This window comes from Streptosporangium sp. NPDC000509 (assembly GCF_042898365.1).
Lineage (GTDB): Bacteria > Actinomycetota > Actinomycetes > Streptosporangiales > Streptosporangiaceae > Streptosporangium.
This window is the reverse complement of the sequence record NZ_JBIAYX010000001.1, coordinates 204,450-229,363: the sequence shown is the minus strand read 5'-3', so window position 1 is coordinate 229,363 and position 24,914 is coordinate 204,450. Positions and strand designations below refer to the sequence as shown.

The window sequence follows — 24,914 nt, the reverse complement described above, 5'->3', positions numbered from 1 at the left end:
GCGGGAAGCCCGTCGGGGAGCCGCGGGGAGAACGTCAGGGCGTCTCGGGCTTGAAGGCCCCTTCGCACGGGCCCCTGGGCCACACAGGCCCCCTGGGCCGCTCCGCGCGGCGCCGGGATGGTGGGGGGGCCGGCTCAGGGCAGCGGCACCTGCACACCGTCGGTGCTGCCGCCCACGCCGAGAGGCGGGTCGCCGAACAGCCGGATCGCGGAGACCTTCGCCTCCTTGGGGATGTCGTACCAGAGGTCCAGCTCGATCCTGACCTGGGCGCCGAGCGGGAGCTCGTCGGGCTGCCGCTTGATGGCCTGCGCGAACCTGTCGACCGTGTAGGTGGCGCCGTCGGCGGCGACGAGCTTCTGCCGCTTGGCGTCGAAGCGGGAGTTGGTGCGGCCGGGGTTCTCCACGAGGATCCGCACGACCACGTACTGCCCCTTCGCCTGCCACTCGGCGTGGCTGCCGAAGAAGCCGCTCAGGCCCTTCTGCAGGCCGATCACCTGGAACCGGGTGTCACCGTCGGTGACCGGCGCGGCCTTGACGGCACTCTCACCCGGCCGCACCGGGCGCGGCGGGAGCTCGTAGGTCGGGGTGGGCGTGGCCTGGGGGGAGGCGGGACTCGCCTGGGGCGCTCCCGAGCAGCCGGACAGGCCGGACAGGAGGAGGGCGGCGAGGGCGGCACCGGCGATCGGTTTCAGGGGATCACGCACATCCGGCAAGGTAGTCGAGGTAGATCCTCTGGTTCAACGGCTCCCCGGATCACGGTTGACGATCGGGCAAGTACCGGCGCCCGGATCCGCGCGGGGGCAGGGTATCGACCAGAAACCCTTGACCACGGTTGTTGTCCGAATTGTGTCGTAGTGGTGATCTGCATGATTATGCAGGTGATGAAGCATGACCTGCACTGAGGTATCCATACAAGAAGCGACATTGACCGTAAGGAGGCCTTCGTGGGCCTGAGTTTTGTTTCCCGTCGTGCGATGGCGGTGGGTGCCATGGTCGTCGCCGGTGCGCTCGGCCTTTCGGCCTGCGGCGGTGGCACGTCCACCACCGCCAGCCCAAGCGATGGTGCCTCGGCAAGTGCTCCCGCGGCCGCGGAGGGCCCCAAGCTCGTCACTCCCGGCAAGTTGACCACCTGCACCAACCTTCCGTACGAGCCCTTCCAGTTCAAGGAGGGCGACAAGGTCGTCGGCTTCGACGTCGACATCGTCGACCTCGCGGCCAAGAAGCTCGGCCTGACGCAGGAGATCGTCGACATCGACTTCGCCGTCATCAAGAGCGGTGCGGCGATGGCCACCAACAAGTGTGACGTCGCCGCCGCCGGTATGACGATCACCGAGGAGCGCAAGGCCAACATCGACTTCTCCGTGCCCTACTTCGACGCCACGCAGGCTCTGCTGGCCAAGAAGGGGACCGGCGTCACGACCCTCGACGACGTGAAGGCGAAGAACCTCAAGCTCGGCGCCCAGGCCTCGACCACGGGCCTCGACTACGTCAAGGGGAAGGGCTTCGACCCCAAGGAGTTCGCCGACTCTCCCAAGGAGCTGCTCGGCCTGCAGTCCGGCCAGGTCGACGTGATCGTCCAGGACCTCCCGGTCGTCCTGACCTGGCTGAAGAAGCCCGAGATCGCCGACAAGTTCGAGCTGGTCGCCAGCCTCGACACCGGCGAGCAGTACGGCGTCGGCCTGAAGAAGAACGCCGACCCGATCCTGCTCAAGGCGATCAACGACTCGATCACCGAGGCCAAGGCCGACGGCACCTACGAGCAGATCTTCGTCAAGTGGTTCGGTAAGAAGCCCGGCGAGCTCGGTTAATCGATGACCGACCAGCCAAAGACGACAGAGCCCGCTCCTGCCGGGGGCGCCCCCGGCAGGAGCGGGCTCAGTCCCCGCAAGAGGCAGCAGATCAGCAGAGCCGTCCAGTACGTCGTACTGGTGGCCGTGGCGGTTTTCCTCGCCCTGCGCATCGAGTGGGGCAAGCTCGGTGAGAACTTCACCAAGCTCGACGTCGCCGAGCAGACGCTTCCCGACCTGTTCACGGTCGCGCTGAAGAACACGATCATCTACTCGGTCGGCGGTTTCGTCTTCGCCTTCCTGCTCGGCCTGGTACTCGCGCTGATGCGGCTGTCGTCGGTGCGTCCCTACCGGTGGATCGCGGTCGCCTACATCGAGATCTTCCGGGGCCTGCCCGCGCTGCTGATCTTCCTGCTCATCCTGTTCCTGCCGCTCGCCATCACCGGCTTCGAGGTGCCCGGCGGCACGTACGGCCAGGGCATCCTGGGCCTGACGATCGTCGGCTCGGCCTACATGGCCGAGACGCTCCGCGCCGGACTCCAGGCGGTGCCCAAGGGGCAGATGGAGGCGGCGCGCTCGCTGGGCATGTCGTACACGCGGGCCATGGTCTCCATCGTCATCCCGCAGGCCGTTCGCATCGTCATCCCGCCGACGACCAACCAGTTCGTGTCCCTGCTCAAGGACTCCTCGCTGGTGTTGTTCCTCGGCGTCTCCGGCGACTACGTCGAGCTCACCAAGTTCGGCAACGACACGGCCTCGACCTATGCCAACGCCACGCCCATCCTGGTCGTAGGCGTGACGTATCTACTGGTCACCATCCCGCTGGGCTACCTCGCGTCCCGGCTGGAGAGGCGACAGGCGAGGGGACGGTGACAGTGAGCTCAGCGAATCCGGAAACCTCGGAGGCCCCGGCGAACCACGCGGTCGAGATCCGTGACCTGCACAAGTACTTCGGCAAGAACGAAGTCCTGCGGGGCATCGACTTCGCCGTCGAACCCGGCCAGGTGGTCTGCGTGATCGGCCCCTCGGGGTCGGGCAAGTCCACGCTGCTGCGCTGCGTGAACCTCCTGGAACAACCCACGTCGGGCAAGGTCGTCGTCCACGGCGTGGAGCTGACCGACCGCGACGTCGACATCGACGCCGCCCGCCGGGGCGTCGGCATGGTCTTCCAGCAGTTCAACCTGTTCCCGCACATGACCGTCCTGCAGAACGTGATGATCTCGCAGCGCCGGGTGCTGAAGCGGGGCAGGGCGGAGGCCGAGCGGATCGCGAGGGAGAACCTGGAGAAGGTCGGCATCGGCGAGAAGTGCGACGCCTTCCCCGCCCAGCTCTCCGGCGGACAGCAGCAGCGCGTGGCCATCGCGAGGGCACTCGCGATGAGCCCGGCGCTGATGCTCTTCGACGAGCCCACCTCGGCGCTCGACCCCGAGCTCGTCGGAGACGTGCTCACGGTCATGCGCAAACTCGCCGAGGAGGGGATGACCATGCTCGTGGTCACCCACGAGATGGCGTTCGCGCGCGACGTGGCCGACCGGGTCGTGTTCATGGACGGCGGCGTGATCGTGGAGGACGGCAGCCCCGAGCAGGTGATCGGCGCCCCTCAGCACGAGCGTACGAAGACCTTCCTGCGCCGCGTGCTCGACCCGACGCACACCGACATCTGACGCGCGTCGGCGGCCAGGACCGCCCCCGTACGGCCCGCGCCCGCCCGGCGCGGGCCGCACGGCAGGCCCGCGAACCCCAGGGCGTGTGGACCCGGCGAGCCCGGGGGAGACCTTTGGCGCCATACGGAGCTTCCCCGACCCCGTACGTTTTCTACTCGGCCTCCCCACGGGCATCACCGTCACCCACCGTAGCGGACCGGTTGCGCGAGGAAGGCAAAAAGGCGGTCGGAATATGATCGAGGACGAGATGTGATCGGGTGATCGGCGGACGTGATCGGGTGCGATTCGGACGCCTCAGGCGTCGCGGAGCATGCACGTGAGGCGTGAGGTGCACACCCTGCGGCCCTGCTCGTCGAGGATCTCGACGTCGTAGGTGGCGAGCGTACGGCCGCCGTGGATCCGGGTGGCGACCCCGGTGACCAGCCCTGACGTGGCCGCGCGGTGGTGGGTGGCGTTGATCTCGATACCCATCGCGATCCGCCCGGGACCCGCGTGGAGGGTCGCTCCCGTCGACCCGAGGGTCTCCGCCAACACGCACGAGGCACCGCCGTGCAGCAGGCCGTAGGGTTGGATGTTGCCCTTGACCGGCATCGTGCCCACCACCCGCTCGGCATCGGCCTCGGTGATGACGATGCCCATCAGCTCCACCAGCGTGTTCTTGTACGAGGCGCCGAGCGCCTCCTCGATCCGCCGAGCGGCTTCCTCGGGGTCTGTCACGGTCAAAGGGAAGTCTCCTGTCGTGCGAGGCCAGGTTTTCTGTCGCACCAGGAGACTAGGCTTTCTTTGTGCCGAAGAGCGAAGCGACCCCCACTCGACCGTGTCTCCTGCTGCTGGATGGGCATTCACTGGCCTATCGGGCGTTCTATGCCCTGCCGGAGGAGAATTTCTCCACCACCACGGGCCAGACGACCAACGCGGTCTACGGTTTCACCTCGATGCTGGTCAACGTGCTCCGCGACGAGCGGCCGACCCACATGGCGGTCTGCTTCGATCGCTCCGAGCCGACGTTCCGCCACGAGGAATACGCCGACTACAAGGCGAACCGGAGCGCGAGCCCCGACAGTTTCCGCAGCCAGATGAGCCTGATCCACGAGGTGCTCGACGCGATGGGCGTGCCGCACCTGTCGCTCGCCGGATACGAGGCCGACGACCTGATCGCCACCCTCGCCACCCGCGCGGCCGAGCAGGGCATGAACGTGCTCGTCGTCACCGGCGACCGCGACGCGCTGCAGCTCGTCGACGAGCGGATCACCGTGCTGATGACCCGCGTCGGCATCAGCAACATGACCCGCTTCACCCCCGAGGCGGTGCTGGAGAAGTACGAGCTCACCCCGGCCCAGTATCCCGACTTCGCGGCCATCCGCGGCGACTCCAGCGACAACCTGAAGAACATCCCCGGCGTGGGCGAGAAGACCGCGGCCAAGTGGATCCGCGAGTTCGGCTCGCTGGAGGAGCTGGTCAACCGCGTCGACGAGGTCAAGGGCAAGGTCGGCGACAAGCTCCGCGACCACCTCGACCAGGTGCTGATGAACCGGCGCCTCACCCAGCTGATCCGCGACGTGCCGCTGGAGCGCGAGGTCACCAGCCTGGAGATCGGCACGGCCGACCGCGACGAGATCAACAAGATCCTCGACACGCTGGAGTTCCGCGGCGAGATCCGCGACCGGGTGTTCAAGACGATCGGCTCGCCCGAGGCCGAGGCCGAAGAGGGCTTCGAGGTCGAGGTCGTCACCCTGGGCCCCGACGAGGTGGCCCCGTGGCTGCGCGCGCTGCCCGAGGGCCGCGCCGGCCTCGCCTTCAAGGGCACGTACGGCAGCGGCACCGGTCGCGTCGACAGCATCGCCGTCGCGGCGGCCGGAGCGGGAGCCGGCGCGGGGGAGGGGAAGGCGGCCCCGGGCGGTTCCGGCGCCGCGTTCATCGACCCGACCACGCTGACCGAGGCCGACGAGGCGGCCCTGCGCGAGTGGCTCGCCGACCCGTCGAAGCCCAAGGCCGTGCACGACGCCAAGGGCCCGATGCTCGCGCTGTGGGCGCAGGGCATGGAGCTGCGCGGCCTCACCTGCGACACCGCGCTCGCGGCCTACCTGGCGATGCCGGGGCAGCGCTCGTTCCCGCTGGAAGACCTCGTGCGGGTCTACCTGCGCCGCGAGCTGCGCGGTGAGACCGACAACGGCGGCCAGGCGAGCCTCTTCGACGACCAGGACGACGACGGCGCCCGCGACCTCGCCCTGCGGGCGCTCGCGGTCGGCGAGCTCGCCGACGCGCTGGAGACGTTCCTGGAGCCGTTGGGCGGCACCCACCTCATGCGCGACGTGGAGCTGCCGCTCGTCACCGTGCTGGCCGAGCTGGAGCGGGTCGGCATCGCCGCCGACAGGGAGCAGCTCAGCGGCCTGGAGGCCGAGTTCGGCGCCGCGGTCAAGCAGGCGGTCGAGGCGGCGCACGCGTCCGTGGGCGGCGAGCAGTTCAACCTGGGCTCGCCCAAGCAGCTCCAGGAGATCCTGTTCGTCAAGCTCAATTTGCCCAAGACGAAGAAGACCAAGACGGGTTACACCACCGACGCCTCCGCGCTGGCCTGGCTCGCCGCCCAGACCGAGCACGAGCTACCGACGATCATGCTGCGCCACCGCGACCAGGCCAAGCTGAAGGTCACGGTCGAGGGCCTGATCAAGGAGATCGCCGACGACGGCCGCATCCACACCACGTTCAACCAGATCGTGGCCGTCACCGGCCGGCTCAGCTCGGAGAAGCCCAACCTGCAGAACATCCCGATCCGCACCGCGGAGGGCCGCCGCATCCGGCAGGGCTTCGTGGTCGGCAAGGGCTTCGAGACCCTGCTCACCGCCGACTACAGCCAGATCGAGCTGCGCGTCATGGCCCACCTGTCCGGTGACGAGGCGCTCATCGCCTCCTTCGAGTCCGGGCACGACTTCCACATGGCCACCGCGGCGAGGGTCTTCGACGTCGAGCCGGAGAAGGTCACCGGGGAGATGCGGGCCAAGATCAAGGCGATGAACTACGGCCTCGCCTACGGCCTGTCCGACTTCGGGCTCTCCGAGCAGCTCAACATCCCGGTCTCCGAGGCGCGGGCGCTCAAGGAGGAATACTTCGAGGAGTTCGGCGGCGTCCGCGACTTCCTCAACGCGATCGTCGCGCAGGCCAGGAACGACGGGTACACCGAGACCATCCTCGGCCGCCGCCGCTACCTGCCCGACCTCAACAGCGACAACCGCCAGCGCCGCGAGATCGCCGAGCGGATGGCGCTCAACGCGCCCATCCAGGGGTCGGCCGCCGACATCATCAAGGTCGCGATGCTCAACGTGCAGAGCGCGCTGAAGGAGGCGGCCCTCGGCTCCCGGATGCTGCTGCAGGTCCACGACGAACTCGTGTTCGAGGTGGCCCCCGGCGAGCTGGAGACCCTGCGGGAGCTGGTCACCGACCGGATGAACGCCGCATACTCCCTGCGCGTCCCGCTCGCCGTCTCGGTGGGCGTCGGCCGCACCTGGGAGGACGCCGGCCACTGACGAGCCCCCGGGGCGGCTCCAGAGGACGGTCGGCGCGCACCGACGGCCTCTGGGGAGCCCCGGACTCCCGAGGACGGTCGGCGCCGCTCCAACCGGCTCTCGGCCGCATCTGGGAGGACGCCGGGCGCCGACGGTGCCCGGTGCCCATCCGGTGGACGCCGTCCGACCGGCTCTCGGCCGCATCTGGGAGGACGCCGGGCGCCGACGGTGCCCGGTGCCCATCCGGTGGACGCCGTCCGACCGGCTCTCGGCCGCGCCTGTGGAGACCTCGGGCGCCGACGGCCCCGGCCCGTTCGGCGGCCACCGTCCCACAGGCTCTCTCACGAACTTGTGAGGACGCCGACCGTCGAGAGCCTCACCGGTCCCACCTGGGAGGACGCCGGGCCCTGGCGATCATCTCCCGTCCGTCGGGCCCACCGATCGGCCAGGCCTGTCCGAAGCCTGTTCTAAGGTGGTGATCCAAGCCGAAAAGCTCGACGGGCACGGGAGTTCAGTGCGGAGTACGACCCCCCTGACGAAGATCATCATGATGGCCAACGTACTGGTCGTCGCGGTGGCGCTGATAGGGCTCCTGGTCCTCCCGTCCGCCTCGGCGCCGCCCGGCGCCCCCCGGCAGGGAGTGGCGGTGAGCGGCCCGCCCCCGACCTCCTCCGCGTCCCCCTCGCCGACACCCGACCTGCCCTCGGCCGAGCTGCCGCCGCCGATCACCGCCTCGGCTGAGTTCGCGCGGCAGGTGAAGGCGAACGAGGCCGGAGCGGTCCCGATCCTGATGTACCACCGGATCACCCGCAAGCGGCTGGCGTCGATCGACCGCACCCCCGCCCAGGTACGCAAGGAGCTGGAGAGGCTCGCCAGGGACGGCTACGTGCCGGTCACCGCCCGGGAGTTCGCCACCGGCAGGATGGACATCCCCGCGGGCAAGTATCCGGTCGTGCTCACCTTCGACGACGGCCATCCCAGCCATTTCGCCCTCGAGGCGGACGGCACCCCGGTCAAGGACACCGCGGTCGGCATCATCTACCAGGTCGCCGTGAAGTATCCCGGCTTCCGGCCCGTCGCCACCTTCTGGGTCAACCAGCACCCGTTCGGCCTGCGCGAGGAGAAGGACCAGGAGCGGGCCGTGCAGTGGCTGGTCTCGCGGGGCTTCGAGGTGGCCAACCACACCTGGAGCCACCCCCACCTGCCGAGCCTGCCCAAGAAGAAGATCGTTGAGCAACTCGCCAGGGTCGAGCGGCTGCTGAAGAGGCTCGGCGTGCCCCCCTCGGAGACGATGGCGCTGCCGTTCGGCGCGATGCCCCGCAAAAGATCTACCGTGCAGTCGGGAAAATGGCGTGACGTTTCCTATCGGTTCAAGGGCGTCTTCCTGGCCGGCGCCGAACCGTCGGTCTCGCCGTTCGTCAAGGGCCACGACCGGCGCGCGATCCAGCGGATCCAGAGCAACGGCAGGAAGGGGGAGTGCCGCAAGTGGTGCTCGGACTACTGGCTCGGGTGGTTGGACAAGCATCCCGGCGAGCGTTACACGGCCGACGGCGACCCCGAACGCATCTCCATCCCGGACAGGCTTCGGGGTAGTATCAGGGCGGACCAGAGGAAGAAGATCAACGCTTATTGAGCGAGATCGTTATCCTTCCGGCACGTGGGCGCGTAGAGTCGTTGGATTGACCATACCCGTCTGGTCTCATATGCTGATCGCTGCGTTGTGGGCTCGCGCGTGTCTCGGACGGAGTGGGCTCGCGCTCGATCACGCCGATACTTTTTCTTCGGCTGACGGTAAGAAGCCTGCCGCGCGTTCGCCACATCGACATCTGTCCGCGTTCGGAGCAACTCCACACATGACGAGCAGCACTGAGGCCACCTCGAGCACCCCGCAGGTAGCGGTCAACGACATCGGCTCCGAGGAAGAGTTCCTCGCAGCGATCGACCTGACCATCAAGTACTTCAACGACGGCGACATCGTCGAGGGCACCGTCGTCAAGGTCGATCGAGACGAAGTTTTGCTCGACATCGGCTACAAGACCGAGGGTGTCATCCCCTCGCGAGAGCTCTCGATCAAGCACGATGTCGACCCGGCGGATGTCGTCGAGGTTGGCGAGCACGTCGAGGCCCTTGTTCTCCAGAAGGAAGACAAGGAAGGCCGCCTGATCCTGTCCAAGAAGCGCGCTCAGTACGAGCGGGCCTGGGGCACGATCGAGAAGATCAAGGACGAGGACGGCATCGTCACCGGCACGGTCATCGAGGTCGTCAAGGGTGGTCTCATCCTCGACATCGGCCTGCGCGGCTTCCTGCCGGCGTCCCTGGTCGAGATGCGGCGCGTCCGCGACCTCCAGCCGTACGTGGGCCGCGAGCTCGAAGCGAAGATCATCGAGCTCGACAAGAACCGCAACAACGTGGTTCTCTCCCGCCGCGCCTGGCTTGAGCAGACCCAGTCCGAGGTTCGCCAGACGTTCCTCAACACCCTGCAGAAGGGTCAGGTCCGCAAGGGCGTCGTCTCCTCGATCGTCAACTTCGGTGCGTTCGTCGACCTCGGCGGCGTCGACGGTCTGGTCCACGTCTCCGAGCTCTCCTGGAAGCACATCGACCACCCCTCCGAGGTCGTCGAGGTCGGCCAGGAGGTCACCGTCGAGGTGCTCGACGTCGACATGGAGCGCGAGCGCGTCTCCCTGTCGCTCAAGGCGACGCAGGAAGACCCCTGGCAGCAGTTCGCCCGCACCCACCAGATCGGTCAGGTCGTTCCGGGCCGCGTCACCAAGCTGGTGCCGTTCGGTGCGTTCGTCCGCGTCGAGGAGGGCATCGAGGGCCTGGTCCACATCTCCGAGCTGGCCGAGCGCCACGTCGAGATCCCCGAGCAGGTCGTCCAGGTCGGCGACGAGATCTTCGTGAAGATCATCGACATCGACCTTGAGCGCCGCCGGATCTCGCTCTCGCTCAAGCAGGCGAACGAGGGTGCGATCGGCGCCGACGTCGAGTTCGACCCCACGCTGTACGGCATGGCGGCGACCTACGACGACTCGGGCAACTACATCTACCCCGAGGGTTTCGACTCCGAGACCGGCGAGTGGCTCGAAGGCTTCGACAAGCAGCGCGAGGAGTGGGAGCGGCAGTACGCCGAGGCTCAGACCCGCTTCGAGGCTCACAAGAAGCAGGTCGAGGAGGCCCGCAAGGCCGAGGCCGAGGCGGGCGAGGCGGCCCCCACGTCCTACTCCGGCGAGACCCCGTCCTCGGGTTCCACCGGTGCCTCCACCAGCGGCAGCAGCGGCTCCTCCGCTCCGGCGGCGGGCGCCCTCGCCTCCGACGAGGCTCTCGCGGCCCTGCGCGAGAAGCTCGCGGGCGGCCAGAGCTGACCCGGTGCCGACGGCGCTGACAACGCGGTAGAAGATCGAAGGAAGGGCCCCGCTCCGGCGGGGCCCTTTCCGCGTTCCCGGAGTGCCTCCCCTGCCGGGGGCTCTCGCCCGGCCGCTAGGGTGGCGCCGTGACCATGATCGAGTGGGCGGAGCCCGAGGACGCGGGCGAGATCCTGACCGTGCAGCGCGCCGCCTACGTGAGCGAGGCCCAGCTCTACGGCGACCCGTTCATCGCGCCGCTCGTGGAGTCGATCGCCCAGGTCCGTCAGGCCGTCGAGACGGCCACCGTGCTCGTCGCCCGTGACGGAGCGCGGATCGTGGGCGCGGTCCGCGGCCGGATGTCCGGCACGACCTGCCTGGTCGGCCGCCTGGTGGTCGCCCCGGACCGGCAGGGCGAGGGCATCGGCGAAGCCCTGCTGGTAGCCCTGCACGAGGAGGTCGCCACGGCACTCGCCTTCGACCTGTTCACCGGCCACCTGTCGGAGGGCAACCTGCGTCTCTACCGCCGCCACGGCTACCGCGAGACGCGCAGGGAACGGATGACCGACCACCTCACCCTGGTGCACATGCGCAGGGAGCTCTGAGGGCACCCAGGAGCGTCTCCGTACGCGAATCGATCCCCGTGGGACGTTCTGCGTCTGAAGGGCGGCAGGCGTGACCTCCGGCGCCGAGAGGCATGATTCCGGCTTCCGAGCCGACCACGCCGGAGCACGGCCGATACGGCGTATGCTGCGGATCATGTTGATGGTGGGGCTTACCGGTGGCATCGGATCGGGCAAGAGCGAGGTCTCCCGGAGGCTGGGCGCCCGTGGCGCCGTGATCATCGACGCCGACAAGATCGCCAGAGAGGTGGTCGAGCCGGGAACCCCCGGGCTGGCGCGCGTGACCGGGGTCTTCGGCACGGGCATCCTGCGCGAGGACGGCTCGCTCGACCGGGAGAAGCTCGGCTCGATCGTCTTCTCCGACTCCGAGAAGCTCGCCTCGCTCAACGCCATCGTCCACCCTCTCGTCGGCGCGCGGGTCGCCGAGCTGCAGGAGCAGACGGCCCCCGGCAGCATCGTGATCTACGACGTGCCGCTGCTGGCGGAGAACAAGCTCGCCCCCATGTACGAGGTGGTGATCGTCGTCGACGCCTCCGACGAGGTGCGCCTCGCCCGGCTGGTCGAGCTGCGCGGCATGAGCGAGCAGGACGCGAGGGCGAGGCTCGCGGCCCAGGCGACCCGCGAGGAGCGGCTGGAGATCGCCGACATCGTGGTGCCGAACGAGGGCACCCTGGAGGAGCTGGAGGCCCGGATGGACGGCCTCTGGTCCGACCTGAAGGCCCGCGCCACCGACTGAGCCCGGTCCCCCCTCCTGGAGCGATCCGCCCAGGTGAGGCGTGCGATCATTTCCGATGTGCTGCGACGACTGACCCTCCTGGGCTGGATCCGGCTCGCGCTGCTGGGCCTCGGACTCCTGTTCGTCGCGACCGGCCTGCTTCCCCTGCGGGAGGCCGAGAGCCAGATGGAGCGGATCGCCCCCATCCTGCTCTTCCTCGCCGCGGTGGTCGTCCTCGCCGACCTCGTCAAGGAGGCCGGGCTCTTCGACGTGATCGCGACCCGGCTGGCGATGCTGGGCGGCGGTGGGTACGCCGTGCTCTTCCTGCTCTGCACGGCCTTCGCGTCGCTGGTCACGATCTTCCTGAACCTGGACACCACCGCGGTACTACTGACGCCCGTGATGCTCGCCCTCGCGGCCAGGACCGGGATCGCCGCACTGCCGCTGGCCATGACGACCCTCTGGCTGGCCAACACCGCCAGCCTGCTGCTGCCGGTCTCGAACCTGACGAACCTGCTGGTCCTGGGACGGGTGGAGATGTCCACCCGCGAGTTCGCGGGAAGGCTCTGGATCCCCCAGCTCGTCGCGATCGCGATCACCATGCTCTTCCTGTGGGTGTTCTTCTGGCGCCGAGGCCGGCGCGGCGCCGAACGCTACGCCCCGCCGATCCCCGAGCCGGTCGCGGATCGGGTGCTGTTCGCAGTCGCGGCCGGGGTCTGCGTACTGTTCGTCGCCGCGATCCTCCTGGAACTGCCGATCCAGTTCGCCGCCCTGGCCGGGGCGGCCCTGATGATCGCCGCCTTCACCTGGCGGGACCGCGCCAAGCTCACCTTCGCCCTGTTCCCCTGGCAGCTGCTCGTCTTCGTGGTGGGCCTGTTCCTGGTGGTGCCCACGCTGAGCCGGCACGGCCTGGCCTCGGTGATGGGCACCCTGATCGGAACCCACGCGGGTGACGGGGCCTACGGAGTGGCGGCCGTCGGCGCGGTACTGTCCAACCTGATCAACAACCTGCCCGCCTACACCGCGGTGGAGCAGGTCATCCCCGTCGGTGACCGGGAGGCGCTGTTCGCCCTGCTCATCGGCACCAACGTCGGCGCGGTGATCACCCCGTGGGCCTCCCTCGCCACCCTGCTCTGGTTCGAGTGGTGCCGCCGCAGGGGAGTGCGGGTGCCGATACGCACCTTCCTGCTGGCGGGGACCGCACTGGTCGCGGTGGCCGTCCCGGCCACCGTGGCGGCCCTGCTGCTCACTGCCTGAGCCGTCGGGGCGACAGATCGCCCCTTCGGTTTCGCCACGACATCGACGAGTGGTCCATGTAGCGGAACCTTGATCGAGCATCGCATTCAGCGGTGCTCACCTGAACACTCTCCGATCTTTATGAAGCAGCGAAAAGAGCTTCGCGGGTATCTGGGAGAGGTTTCATCATCTCATTTCTTGTAAATATCTTGATCTTGCATGGCTTGGCACCCTATATCTGTGTATCGCGGCAGACCCGAACGGGTGTGACTGTATGTGCATGGACTAGAACAGTGCGGCATAATTTCCTAGTGTTTTGATACGTATCGAAGAAACCTGGAGAGACATGGAGTTTCGCGTACTCGGACCGGTGGGTATCTGGCGTGACGAACGATTCGTGTCAGTCGTTGGACAGAAACAGCGAACCCTGCTGGCAGTCTTGGTGTTGAACGCGAACCGCGTCGTCTCCCACGATCGACTGCTGGTCGCGCTATGGGGGAGCGCTGTTCCCGCTTCCGGTCGACGACTGCTCCACAACCATCTATGGTCTCTGCGCCGCCTGTTGGGTGATGCCGCTGTTATCGCGAGTTCCCCTACGGGATACGCGTTGCAGATTCCTGCCGGCTCCTCGGACCTTGATGTCTTCGACAGTGAAGTGGACCTGGCGCGAACAGCCCTGTCGGCGGGCGATGTCGTACGGGCGGCGGAGCGGTTCCGTGAAGCCCTGATGCTCTGGCGTGGTCCAGCGCTCGCTGGTACTCACCCCGAGTTTCAGATGACCGAAGGTCCCGCGTTGGAAGAACGGCGGATCGTCACTCTCGCCGAGCGGATAGACGCCGATCTCGCCTTGGGCGGGAACTCCGAACTCATCGGTGAGCTAAGACGATTCGTTGCCGAAAATCCGCTGCACGAAAGGTTCCGTGGTCAGCTAATGCTCGCCCTCTACCGTGAGGGGCGAGTAGCGGAGGCGTTGGAGGAATACCGGATCGCGCATCGGTACTTCCGGAGCGAGTTAGGGCTAGAACCGGGAGAGGATCTGGCCAGACTTCATCAGGCGATTCTTTCGGCCGACCCGTCGCTCGATCCGGAGCCACGGAACCTTGAAGTGGCTGTTGTTCCACGCTCGATGCCAATTCCCCGCCAGTTGCCCTCCGACATCGCCCGGTTCACCGGTAGGAAGGATGATCTGCGGCAACTGGACCTGATGTTATCCAGGGGCGAAGGCGGTATCCAAGCCACGGTGATCACCTCCATCGCCGGTACGGCGGGGATCGGGAAGACCGCGCTCGCGACACACTGGGGACACCGGGTGGCGGGGCTGTTTCCAGACGGGCAGTTGTACATGAACCTTCGCGGTTATTCGCAGGGGCAGCCTGTGGAGGCGGCGCAGGCTTTGCATCGTCTCCTGCGCGGGCTTGGTATGGCGGTGGAGGAGATTCCGCAGGAGGCGGACGAACGAGAGACCCTCTACAGGTCGATCCTGGCCGACAGGCGAGTTCTCATCATTCTCGACAACGCGGCGAGTCCTGATCAGGTCCGTCCGCTGCTCCCCGGTTCACCTTCGTGCAAAGTGGTCATCACCAGTCGTGACTCCTTACGAGGGCTCTGGGTTACCCATGATGTCCGCAATATTACTCTCGGTGTCCTCTCGGCCGATGAGGCACGAGGCCTACTCGTCGAAATCCTGGGAACCGAGCAGACCCGTGGAGAAATCGAGGCCCTGTCCCAGCTGGCTGAGCTCTGTGGTCACCTGCCTTTGGCACTCCGCCTGGCGGCGGCTCATCTCGCAGGACAGCCGAGCCTGTCCATCGCCGACTTCGTGGCAAGGCTCCGAAATGAGAACCCACTCGTCGTCTTGGATATCGGAGAGGATCCACACACTGGAGTCAGCGCCGCTTTCGAGCTTTCCTACCGAGCATTGCCCGAAACCGCGCGAAAAGTCTTTCGGCTGATGGGCTTTCACCCTGGGTCTGACATCGGTGTCGACGCTGTTCTGGCGCTGGCGAGTCTGTCCTCCGGCGAGGGGCAAGCCGCGATCGACAGGCTCGTGGCCGCTCACCTGATCCAGCGCGGGGACGGGGGACGGCTGACTATGCACGATCTGGTGCGGGTCTACGCGCGTGATCGTAGCGAACTTGACGATCGAGTGGTTGACCGGCGTGACGCGTTGTCGCGTCTCTTCGACTGGTATTTGTACATGGCTGACGAGGCTATGAACCTCTTCGACCCAGGTCGGATCAGTATGCTGACAGACGTTCCAGCCGAATACAGCTTTAAGAAGATATTCGGTCGGCCCGAGGCGGCTGCCTTCTGGTTGGAGGAGGAATACCCGTCGCTTGTCTCGATGATTTCTTACTGCGCTGTTCAAGGCTGGCGTGACCATGCTTGGAAGATGGCTCGAACCCTGTCTCGTTTTTTCTATCTGAACGATCGTATAGACGATTGGATCGCTACTCATCGGATCAGTCTTATCGCAACCCGAGAACTTGATGATCTGCATGCTGAAGCTGAAGTACTGGGTGCCCTGGGATACGCATATATTTTTGTTGGAAAATACGATGACTATCTAGAGCTACAGCAACGGGCTCTCTCTTTGCGACGTGCGACAGGGGACCGCAGAGGTGAGGCAAAGGCGTTGCGCGACATCGGATACGGTCTTATCCGTACGGGGCGGCCAGGCGAGGCGATTAAAATCTGCCAGCAGTCTCTCGCGATCGAGCGTGCGCTCGGCGAACGTCCTGACGGGCAAGGTGCGCTGTACCATCTGGCAATAGCCAACCTGCAGCTAGGGCGGCTTGAGGAGGCTGTTGAAAGCCTTCAGGAGTGCCGCTCCTATGTACGAAAAGAGGATGGTCGGCATAAAGATGCTTACATTCTCTTGTATCAAGGGGAAGCCTATTTACGACTCGGTCGGATCGATGAGGCTTTGAAATGTCATACGGAAGCCCTTCGGGTCGGGCGAGAGATGAAAAATGCTCGCCTTGAAGCTGATGCCATCAATAATCTCGGCAGGGATCACGGGCGGAGCGGGCTTCACGCCAAGGCGATCGAATATCATGAGAGGGCTCTCACTCAGGTAAGGGAAGTACGCGACCGGGAGCTCGAATGTGAAATTCTTTGCGATCTGAGCAATGCTCTTCTTGCCAGTGGAAATCCGAGCGAGGCGGTGAAGAGCTCTCGGGCCGCCCTGCAGTTGGCCATGGATTTGAAGTATGTCTACTTCCAAGGGTACGCTCACAAGGGAATTGCCGAAGCCATGAAAGCCTTGGGTAAAAAGGAAGAATTCAAGATCCATCTAGAGAAAGCCCTTGCTGTTTTTGCCCCTATGGGAATTCCCGAGGCGGATGCTGTTGCCAAACGGCTGGCGGCGCTCTGAATAAATACTGCAGAGGTATTCCTGTATCGCGAGCCGTGGGATGGCGCTCCAAGTGCCCTGCGATCTCAAGGCTCGCCCTGATCCGTTGGTCGATCATCGCTTCAAGAGGATCTTTCCCATCGGGTGTGGATGCGTGATCCAGGGGTGGAACGTTTGGCGATGCTCTGCGAGGGATGCCGGAGGCCCCGGCTCTTGCTGTTGAGCGGGCGAAGTCCGAGTTCGACCAAGATCGCGACATTTTGCCAGACAAGATCAACAGCACCGGCCGGGATGCTTGTCGAGATCATCTTCGGCCGGGCTCTCCCGTTTTTCTCGCCCGGCCGGTCATTCTCCCTTTCACAATGGAGGCACCGGTGGGGTTTCCCTTACCGAACCGTCCCTTCGCGCCGCCCCGGCGGCGCAGACCGAACAGACGGGTCACGACCACGATCGTGACCGTCTCGGCCCTGGCCGCCTCGCTTCTGGTGTCGGGCGGCGTCCTGCCCGCACAGGCCGCCGACCCCAGCCCTGCCCCCTTGGCGCCACCCCAGACGCCGTTCCCTCTCCCGAAAGACCCCGATGCCCCGCTGCGCGCGGCGGTCGCGGAGGCGAGAAAACAGAACAAGCCGATCGAAGCCATCGGAGCCTTCACCGAGACCTCGCGAACCTGGGCCTTCCCGGACGGCAGCCTGAAAACGGAGTCGTATTCGGGTCCCGCGCAGGTCAGAGATGACAACGGCCGCTGGACGTGGATCGACACCACGCTGGTGGAGCAGGACGGCGTCCTCAAGCCCAAGGTGGCCAAGGCCGACCTCGCCTTCTCCCTCGGCGGGACCGACGCTCCGTTCGCGGTGATGAAGCGTGATACGGACCAGAGCCTCAGCCTCTCCTGGGACGGAAAGCTGCCCCGTCCTGTGGTGAAGGGCAACGTCGCCACCTACCCGGACGCCGCCGGACCTGCGGCCGACCTGGTCGTCACCGCCCTGCCCACCGGCTTTCAGCATGACGTCGTACTGCGTGAGCGTCCCAAGAAGGCGCTGGAGATCCGCATCCCGGTGGAGTCTCAGGAGCTGACCCTCGCCGTGTCCAAGCGAGGCGGTCTGGAGCTCACCGAAGGCAAGGACAAGAAGGTCGTCGCCCAGGCGCCGAAACCGGTGATGTGGGACAGCACCGGCGTCGGCACGCGGGATCCCAAGGCCGGCGAGGCTCCGCGTAACGCCCCGATCGCCACCTCCGTCATCGAGGAGGACGGTAAACGGACGCTAGTCCTCAAACCGGACGCCGACTGGTTGGCCGACCCCGCCACTGTCTATCCCGTCGTGGTGGACCCCACCTCCACCCTGACTGTTAAAACCGACACCCTGCTCTCCAGCGGTGCGGACTGTAAGACAAACGACCAGCCGGGCGCCACGCTGCTGAAGATCGGCGCCGTTTACTCCAGTTGTAACGGAGTGGACGCGGTCAACTACTGGCGCTCGTATCTGACGTTCGACGTCGCCAGCCTGGCCAACAAGCCCATCATCTCCTCCACCATGCAGTTGTGGCGCACCGAGTCACCTGCCTGTCACCAGCGCGGCAACGGCAGGGTGTACGCCACCCGGATCAACACCGGCTGGACACCGGGCAGGATGACCTGGTCCAACAAACCTTCCAGTCTCGACTTCGTGGCCACCCCGTGCCCGACCACGAATGTCCTCACCCCCGGCGTGATGACCTGGCCGATCACCAACTGGGTCAAGGACTGGGCCGCCGGCCAGCCCAACTACGGCGTTGGGCTTGAGGGCCCCACCGAGAACGTCGATCGCTACAGCGGCTACTCGGCGGTCTTCCACTCTGCGGAGATGACCGGTACCGGTGCCACCCCGCCCAAGCTGATCACTCAGTACATCCTGCCGCCCGAGATCCCCACGGTCACCGCCGAGTCGGTCGACTCGATGGACGGCGACCACGCGATCGTACGCAAGAGTTCGGCCAAGGTCGGCTACAAGTCCACCTCCGTCGACGGAAGGAACATCGACTACTACGTCTCCGTGGTCGAGTCCACCGCACCGCTTCCCTCCTGGACCACCGGTGGTGGCGAGGTCGGCAAATGGAGCTTCACCGACGGCACCGGAGGCATCGACTCAAGCGGTAAGGGCAACATTCTGACCTTCGTCGACGGACGCTACTCGTGGATCGACGGCAAGGACGGCAAGGCACTCCTTCTCAACGGCACCGCCGGAATTCCTTCTCATGCCTCAACTGCGGGTCCGGTGCTGCGGACGGACAAGAGCTTCTCCGCGGCAGGTTGGGTCAGGCTGGATGTTGGAACCTCGACGATCCCGCTGATCAGCCAGAACGGAACCGTCAACAGCGCCTTCAGCGTCGGCTACGACTCCACCGCTCGCAAGTGGAACATGCAGATGTACCACAACAACACCGCCACCAGCCCGGTGACGGAGATCAAGTCCTCCACGACGGCGTCGATCGGCACCTGGACCCACCTGGCCGGTGTCTACGACGCCACCGCCAAGAAGATCCGCCTGTACGTCAACGGTGTCCAGGCCGCGGAAGCCGACTACACCGTCACTCCGTGGCGGGCCGACCGGTCCTTCGAACTCGGCGACGGCAGGCGCGGCGGCGTCGCCTACTCCTCGGTCAAGGCCGCCTATGACGAGATCCGTGCCTATGACCGCGCTCTGAGCCCCACCGAGATCCAGTGGATGCTCAACCTCACCCCGCCCACCAACGCCAACCTGCCCTCCGGCCAGGCCGCGTCCATCACCTACGACGTCAGCAACGTCGACAGCTTCAAGTTCTCCGTCAGGGCCTGCATCAACGGGGCCACCCCCATCACCTGCAGCGAGAGTCCGTACTACCGCATCACCACCGACGCGCCTTACGTTCCCACGGACGCCGAGACCGGTATGGCCGACCCCACCAGGCCGATCCTGTCAGGCATGGTCAACCGCCCCTCGGGCGGACCGGTCACCGCCAAGTACTTCCTGTACGACAACGCCGGCACGCCGATCGGATCGAGCCCTCTGGGCGCGAGGTCGGTCAACGGCGGTGAGCGCGCGTCGTTCCAGGTGGCGGAGAACACGGTCCAGGCCGGTCGCACCTACAAGTGGCAGATGCAGGCCTGCGTCGTCGGAGGAGGCACGTCACCCGGTCCAGATCCCAACCCGACCCCGAGCGTGACTCCGACCCCCAACCCGACCCCGACCTCGAGCGTGACTCCGACTCCCACCCCGACGGGAAATGCAACCCCTCCCACGGTAGTGAGGACCGCTCCGGTCAATGGTGCGAGGGAAGTCACCCCTTATACCGATCTGGTGGTGACGTTTAGCGAGAGAGTGACAGGCGCCCAGATCGAGGTCATCGGCTACCATCCTGACTTCCCTCCCATCACGATAGACGGCCCGGTGCGGATGGATGCGACCGGCAAAATCCTGACTCTTGACCCTGTCTACCTGCCAGAAGAGGGGCGATATGTAGCCAAGGTGACCGGCGCCAAGAATCTCGCCGGCAACACCATGGCGCCTTACCAGTGGACGTTCTACACCCTCGGCGCCCAGGCATCTACAGCCTCGAAGCCGAACGCCGCTCCTCCGGCCAGGGAAGGTATCGCACCGACCGCTCAGGATGAAGGCGTGGAGGAAATCTGCACCGCTAAGACGGCTGCGGTGAGCTTCACCACCCCGGGCACCCCAACGGAGCCTCCGGCCGAAACCGTCAACCACCTGACCCTGCTCAAGGACAACTTCGTCATTAAGACCGCCAGGCTCGATCCGACGGCCTGTGACGGTTCGCCCTGTACGGTGACCGATTCGACCGTCATGCGCATCGGCGGCACCGGTGTCGACAAGATGGCAGCGGTAATCGGGTTCAGACTCGATGAGCTTCCCGATGGCGCGGGTGTGTCGGAGGGCATCCTTAAACTCGGTACCCCGATCTGCCCTGCCGGGGCCTGCCCGGCGGACACGGTCATTACCGTCACTCCGTTGAAGAGTCCGGTTACCGCCGAGTCGAAGGGATCAGATCTGCCTAGCGACGTTGAGGAAGGCAGACAGCCTTATTCTTTGCCGATCAGTACTGCCCAGACCGATATTGTTGGTAGCGAGTATCAGTGGCTGTTGCTTGCTTCCAATAAGGATGAGGTCATCACCTTTGGTGAGCCGATGGCAGCTGAACAACCATCCTTGGCGCTGACCTACCTGCCAGCGGGGCCGCCCAGTGAGGTGCTTAACCTGACTGCCTCGGGCGGAGATGCCAGCGCGATCGTCAGCTGGGGACTACCGCGATCTAACGGCAGCGTGGCAATGCTAGACGGTTACGACGTGCGTGTATTTGATGCGGGCGGCACTCAGGTGAAGGAGTTGTTCGTCACCAGTCCGTGGGCAGCTATCGCTGGTCTGGCTGCAGGCATCGCTTCCTACACCGTCAAAGTGCGGTCCAAGACTGTCCACGGAGTTAGCGAATGGGAAGCCGTCAGTTTCACTACCCGGGTGATACCTCCACCCAGTCAGGGCGCAGCGAGCAGGTCCTGCGTCTCTCCGCTGAGTGGTCAGCCTTTTGGGGATGCGACGGACACTGCTCGGTCTGAGGCAGAGACGGAAGGTTCAGGCCGCCAGATCTACCTTGATCGAGTCGCACATTACTTCGCTGCGCAAGATGCAGTTTTAGAAGGGAGAGCGGCCACGATCTGGGAGGCTCCAGGCGTGGCGCCGTCCGATCCTAATACTCCCTCTCTGTCTCTCCTTAATGTCAAGCTGCTGGCCCTGCGCGACCTCATGCATGAAAAGGGTAAGACCCTCACCGCTTCCACTGTCACATTGGACGATCCCGTCGTCTATGCTGATGCTGACGGCACTGTCTACGTTAATGTCAAAGTCACTCGCAAGTGGGCTATTGACGCCACAAGTATGACTTCAGCATCCCGTGGCACTGAGAAAGCGCCCTCTGCAGTCACCGCTACGTCGGGCTCAGGAGGTTTCGTCGAGCCCATACCTCCGACCATAAGCATCTTTGTGCTCAGCCCTAACTGTGGTGTCGAAATAATCACGGTTCCTCTTCCCGAATATCAAGACTCGAATGATTTCTTCGACGACCAGGGCAGTACGTGCGGTTCTGAGGGAGTTGCGCGGTCAGCTGGTGCGACCTTGGAATCGGCTTCTTGTTCAAGTGCAGGAAATCAGCTATTTTATATCTATAACTTCTATATCGCCTACCGCCCAGGCGTCACGCCGAAGGAATCCGTATCGTGGATCACAAGAAACTTCTCTACGGTCTTTCCTTTGGGGGGATGCGCGAAGGTTATAAGGGTGGGACAGGTGTGCGAACTCGAGGATATTCCACTGTTGGGGTTGTTTGATACCTTCCCCATTAAGGTGGTTGGCGTAGCTAGTGACCACTTTACATTCGAAGCCCTCGAAGAGCATTTCGAGCCAACAGGATCTCTTATCAGGTTCTCTGTACTAAATGGAACGGACAGGAAAGCAACGGGGGTGGGCAAGTATCTGTGGCTTCGAGTGACCGCCTGGGGAAACGTGGAGGGAATTCAAAGCGAGCCATGGAAATCTCTTCTTCTCGTTGATCCGATCCGTCACGATATGTGGGCGAAATTCGCTCGAAACATCGCAGTGCGGATGCCTTATGATCTCTAGCAGACGCTAAGGGCGATTTGCCAGCCCTGTGCCCCCGGTGCAGCCTATGTTCTCTCTTTTGAAGGTCCTGAGGAGCAGAGGCTGTACCGGGGGCATGGTCCAAGCCGGCCGATGCCACGGCTGATCCGCTCGCGGTAAGTTGGTGGATGGTCAGAGTGTGGGAGGCAGGCGGCTTGCGACCTAGCAGGACAATGTGGACTGTCTTAAATACGGGAACCGAGTAGTCACTATTTCGGAGATTCTCAAGAAAGGGCTTATGTTGTGGAATCAAAAGTTACGATTGCTGTGCATGTTATTATTGGAATGCTGGCTGCAGTGATGTCCTATATCATTTGCAGCTTTATTTCGGTTTTGATTTTCGGGATTTCTTCCGGCAGATATATAGTGGTGTGGGCGCTTCCTGTTGCCTGGATATTTATTGGAATCGCGGCAACAGGGAAACGGGAGTGGAGGAATGCTGCCATCGGATGGATGGTGTGTTCCGTAATCTTCTTGGCGTACATCGTCGTTACGATGGGTGACAATCCATTGAAAATGTAGGGTGATCACATTTGTTATCAACCTTGTGATTCACGAAGCACTGATCCCGCTGGTTGGCTTTCGAGTTATGGAGGTTTCCGTCTGGTCGCCCTATTTGTTGCTGGTGGTTAGGGAGTGACTACGGCCCGGATCAAGATGGTCCCCCCGCTTCCGCCGCTGAACTCAACAACGCCGTTCATTCTCTTTTTCAGTGTTGGTTCTCCCCGTTCGAAGAGAATGACACGCCTGCTCTGAGGCAACCGAACCTTAATCTACGAGAGGTGCGTAACTGGGGCTTGCCAGGACGGGCTGCGGAGTAGGTAGGGGCGGGCAATCATCTCGATTGTTATCGCCGATGCTTTACCGGTCAATCCGCTCTCGCAGTCGTCCTCATGAAAGATAGTTTTGCGGAGTGCATCCAATAATGTTGAGCCTGTCAACATGAGTATATCCGTCGAGATAGCGATTCGTAGTGCTTCAACGCCACGACCTGCGTTCTCATTGTTGGTCGGGGCCACCTGTCGGCGCCTCGCGATGAAAGTTTCACCCTGTCGGCCGGATCCACGCATGAACCCCGCCCTCTTGCTTGACAGCCCGGCTTTCCCGCGCCTACCGTAACGCGCAATCCGACGCGCTGAAATGCTAGCGCTAACAATTACCGACCTTACTTTGGAGATATAGCCAGGACTGTGATCGGCTGGTGCGCCGATTTGCCGATGGCGCATGCCGAATCATGATGTCGGCGCTGTTTTCTCCGACGATTGCCGCCGTGTGCGAGAAACATGCGGTAAAGGTTCGACGGCCGATTCGGTCCGCCGGGCTGAACCCCCCACCACAGGCCGGCGACGGCCTGCGCGCAGACCCTGGTGTGCCCCCATCGGCACTCCCGTGCCTGGTCCGAGAGGAAGGAGTGAGGGTTCCCAGCCACGTCGTCGAGACCAACTCCAGAGAAGGCAACGTGATCTCACGAACTCAGTCCATTTTCGCCGCTGCCGGCATCGCGGCGCTCCTCGTCCTGACTCAAGTTCATGCGGCGCTGAGCCATAGCGCCGGCACCACCTCGTCCGGCAGCCTGGCCGCGATGGCCCCGACCGCCGGGTGCGGCAAGGCGCCGACCCTGCGCAGCGGCACCTACTCGATCCAGAACAACGGCAAGAACCGTTCCTACATCCTGCGGATTCCCGACGGCTACGACAACAACCGTCCCTACCGGCTGATCTTCGGGTTCCACTGGCTGGGCGGCACCGCCACCGATGTGGCGACCGGGCAGACCGTCCAGCGCGACGTATGGGCGTACTACGGGTTGCAGAGGCTGGCCAACAACAGCGCCATCTTCGTCGCCCCCCAGGGCCTCAACAACGGATGGGCCAACTCCGGTGGCGAGGATGTCGCCCTAGTCGACAACATTCTCCGGCAGCTCGAAGCCGATCTGTGCGTCGACACCTCCCAGCGTTTCGCGCTGGGGTTCAGCTACGGCGGGGCGATGTCCTACTCGCTGGCGTGTTCCCGTCCCACCGTCTTCCGCGCCGTCGCGGTGCAGTCCGGCGGGTTGCTCAGCGGCTGTAGCGGAGGCACCCAGCCCATCGCCTACCTCGGAATCCACGGGATCAGGGACTCGGTCCTCGGTGTCGGCAGCGGCCGGTCTCTGCGGGACACGTTCGTCCGCAACAACGGATGCACCGCGCAGAACCCTCCCGAGCCCAGCCAGGGCAGTCTGACGCACCGCGTCACCACCTACTCCGGGTGCCGGGCGGGTTACCCGGTCGCCTGGGCCGCCTTCGACGAAGGTCACATCGCCGCCCCGCAGGACGGCGCCCCCGGTGACAGCGGCTCCAGGACATGGGTGCCGGCAGAGGTGTGGAAGTTCTTCACGCAGTTCTCCTCCACCACCACTCCCTCACCAAGTCCGTCGCCGAGCGCCACCCCAAGCCCGTCACCAAGCCCCACACCTGGGACAGGGGCCTGCCGGGTGGCGTACACGATGAACAGCTGGAACAACGGTTTCACCACCGCCATCAGCATCACCAACACCGGCTCGACGGCGTTGAACGGCTGGTCCCTGAGCTTCACCCTGCCTTCGGGCCAGGCCATCACCAGCGGCTGGAACGCCACCTACAGTCCCACCACCGGCACCGTGAACGCGACCAACGTCGGCTACAACGCCGCCCTGGCCCCCGGGGCCAGCCTTGAGATCGGCTTCCAGGCCACCCACAGCGGCAACACTTCCAAACCCAGTTCCTTCACCCTCAACGGCAATACCTGCACCACCGCCTGACCCGGTCACCGGCGGCGAGGGGACGGGAGCGTTGGCTCCCGTCCCCTCGCCCGGTCACCACAGCAGGCCGGGGTGACCGTTCATCGCGACGACGCATGGCCTCGCCCTCTGGCCGGGCCAGGGAACCCCCGTACCGCGTGGAACAGCCCGCCACTCCGGTCGTCGGGCGGCCCGCAGGCGAGCGGCGAAGCCTCGGCCACCGCCCGTGGTGGGTCACCAGCCAAGGTTCCGCGAAGGCGCTTTCGTCCTGCGGA

The 24,914-nt window shown here is 64.9% G+C and carries 15 protein-coding genes; 12 read left to right on the top strand and 3 right to left on the bottom strand.

Going from position 1 to position 24,914, the window contains the following annotated elements:
• Nucleotides 1-134: 134 nt before the first annotated feature.
• Nucleotides 135-704 carry a DUF4352 domain-containing protein gene (locus ACFY3D_RS00855; RefSeq protein WP_389973209.1) on the bottom strand — a complete coding sequence of 190 codons (570 nt, stop codon included), beginning with the start codon at nt 702-704 and terminating at the stop codon, nt 135-137.
• 270 nt (nt 705-974) lie between these two features.
• On the opposite strand from ACFY3D_RS00855, the gene ACFY3D_RS00850 reads away from it, so the two are divergent.
• From ACFY3D_RS00850 to ACFY3D_RS00840, 3 genes are read left to right on the top strand one after another with little or no spacing between them, the layout of a single operon-like run.
• Nucleotides 975-1,808, top strand: coding sequence for an ABC transporter substrate-binding protein (locus tag ACFY3D_RS00850; protein WP_362895254.1), 834 nt, complete (start codon nt 975-977; stop codon nt 1,806-1,808).
• A 3-nt stretch (nt 1,809-1,811) separates the two neighbouring features.
• The gene (locus tag ACFY3D_RS00845; protein ID WP_389973206.1) at nt 1,812-2,660 is read left to right on the top strand and encodes an amino acid ABC transporter permease; all 849 of its coding nucleotides are present in this window, start codon (nt 1,812-1,814) and stop codon (nt 2,658-2,660) included.
• A gap of 2 nt (nt 2,661-2,662) precedes the next feature.
• Nucleotides 2,663-3,451 carry an amino acid ABC transporter ATP-binding protein gene (locus ACFY3D_RS00840; RefSeq protein WP_389973203.1) on the top strand — a complete coding sequence of 263 codons (789 nt, stop codon included), beginning with the start codon at nt 2,663-2,665 and terminating at the stop codon, nt 3,449-3,451.
• 294 nt (nt 3,452-3,745) lie between these two features.
• On the opposite strand, the gene ACFY3D_RS00835 is transcribed toward ACFY3D_RS00840, so the two are convergent.
• The gene (locus tag ACFY3D_RS00835) at nt 3,746-4,168 is read right to left on the bottom strand and encodes a hotdog fold thioesterase (RefSeq protein WP_389974321.1); all 423 of its coding nucleotides are present in this window, start codon (nt 4,166-4,168) and stop codon (nt 3,746-3,748) included.
• Between the two features lie 68 nt (nt 4,169-4,236).
• Between ACFY3D_RS00835 and polA the strand changes: the two genes are divergently transcribed.
• The 8 genes from polA to ACFY3D_RS00795 all read left to right on the top strand — a co-directional run bounded on the left by polA (nt 4,237) and on the right by ACFY3D_RS00795 (nt 21,866).
• Nucleotides 4,237-6,972 (top strand): DNA polymerase I, encoded by a 2,736-nt coding sequence (gene polA, locus ACFY3D_RS00830; protein ID WP_389973199.1) that lies wholly within the window; start codon nt 4,237-4,239, stop codon nt 6,970-6,972.
• 493 nt (nt 6,973-7,465) lie between these two features.
• Nucleotides 7,466-8,584 (top strand): polysaccharide deacetylase family protein, encoded by a 1,119-nt coding sequence (locus ACFY3D_RS00825; protein ID WP_389973196.1) that lies wholly within the window; start codon nt 7,466-7,468, stop codon nt 8,582-8,584.
• 220 nt (nt 8,585-8,804) lie between these two features.
• A complete protein-coding gene (rpsA, locus tag ACFY3D_RS00820) occupies nt 8,805-10,313 on the top strand; it encodes a 30S ribosomal protein S1 (protein ID WP_350948203.1) in 1,509 nt (502 codons plus the stop codon).
• 134 nt (nt 10,314-10,447) lie between these two features.
• On the top strand, nt 10,448-10,897 hold the full coding sequence (locus ACFY3D_RS00815) for a GNAT family N-acetyltransferase (RefSeq protein WP_389974318.1): 450 nt from the start codon (nt 10,448-10,450) through the stop codon (nt 10,895-10,897).
• 154 nt (nt 10,898-11,051) lie between these two features.
• A complete protein-coding gene (coaE, locus tag ACFY3D_RS00810; protein ID WP_362895244.1) occupies nt 11,052-11,651 on the top strand; it encodes a dephospho-CoA kinase in 600 nt (199 codons plus the stop codon).
• Between the two features lie 57 nt (nt 11,652-11,708).
• Nucleotides 11,709-12,887: an SLC13 family permease gene (locus tag ACFY3D_RS00805; protein WP_389973193.1), complete on the top strand. Its 1,179-nt coding sequence runs from the start codon at nt 11,709-11,711 to the stop codon at nt 12,885-12,887.
• A 295-nt stretch (nt 12,888-13,182) separates the two neighbouring features.
• On the top strand, nt 13,183-16,242 hold the full coding sequence (locus tag ACFY3D_RS00800; protein WP_389973189.1) for a BTAD domain-containing putative transcriptional regulator: 3,060 nt from the start codon (nt 13,183-13,185) through the stop codon (nt 16,240-16,242).
• A 173-nt stretch (nt 16,243-16,415) separates the two neighbouring features.
• The gene (locus tag ACFY3D_RS00795; protein WP_389973186.1) at nt 16,416-21,866 is read left to right on the top strand and encodes a LamG-like jellyroll fold domain-containing protein; all 5,451 of its coding nucleotides are present in this window, start codon (nt 16,416-16,418) and stop codon (nt 21,864-21,866) included.
• A gap of 323 nt (nt 21,867-22,189) precedes the next feature.
• Here ACFY3D_RS00795 and ACFY3D_RS00790 read toward each other — a convergent pair whose 3' ends face one another.
• The gene (locus ACFY3D_RS00790; RefSeq protein WP_389973182.1) at nt 22,190-22,369 is read right to left on the bottom strand and encodes a hypothetical protein; all 180 of its coding nucleotides are present in this window, start codon (nt 22,367-22,369) and stop codon (nt 22,190-22,192) included.
• 974 nt (nt 22,370-23,343) lie between these two features.
• Between ACFY3D_RS00790 and ACFY3D_RS00785 the strand changes: the two genes are divergently transcribed.
• A complete protein-coding gene (locus ACFY3D_RS00785) occupies nt 23,344-24,660 on the top strand; it encodes a cellulose binding domain-containing protein (protein ID WP_389973179.1) in 1,317 nt (438 codons plus the stop codon).
• The last annotated feature ends 254 nt before the right edge of the window (nt 24,661-24,914 follow it).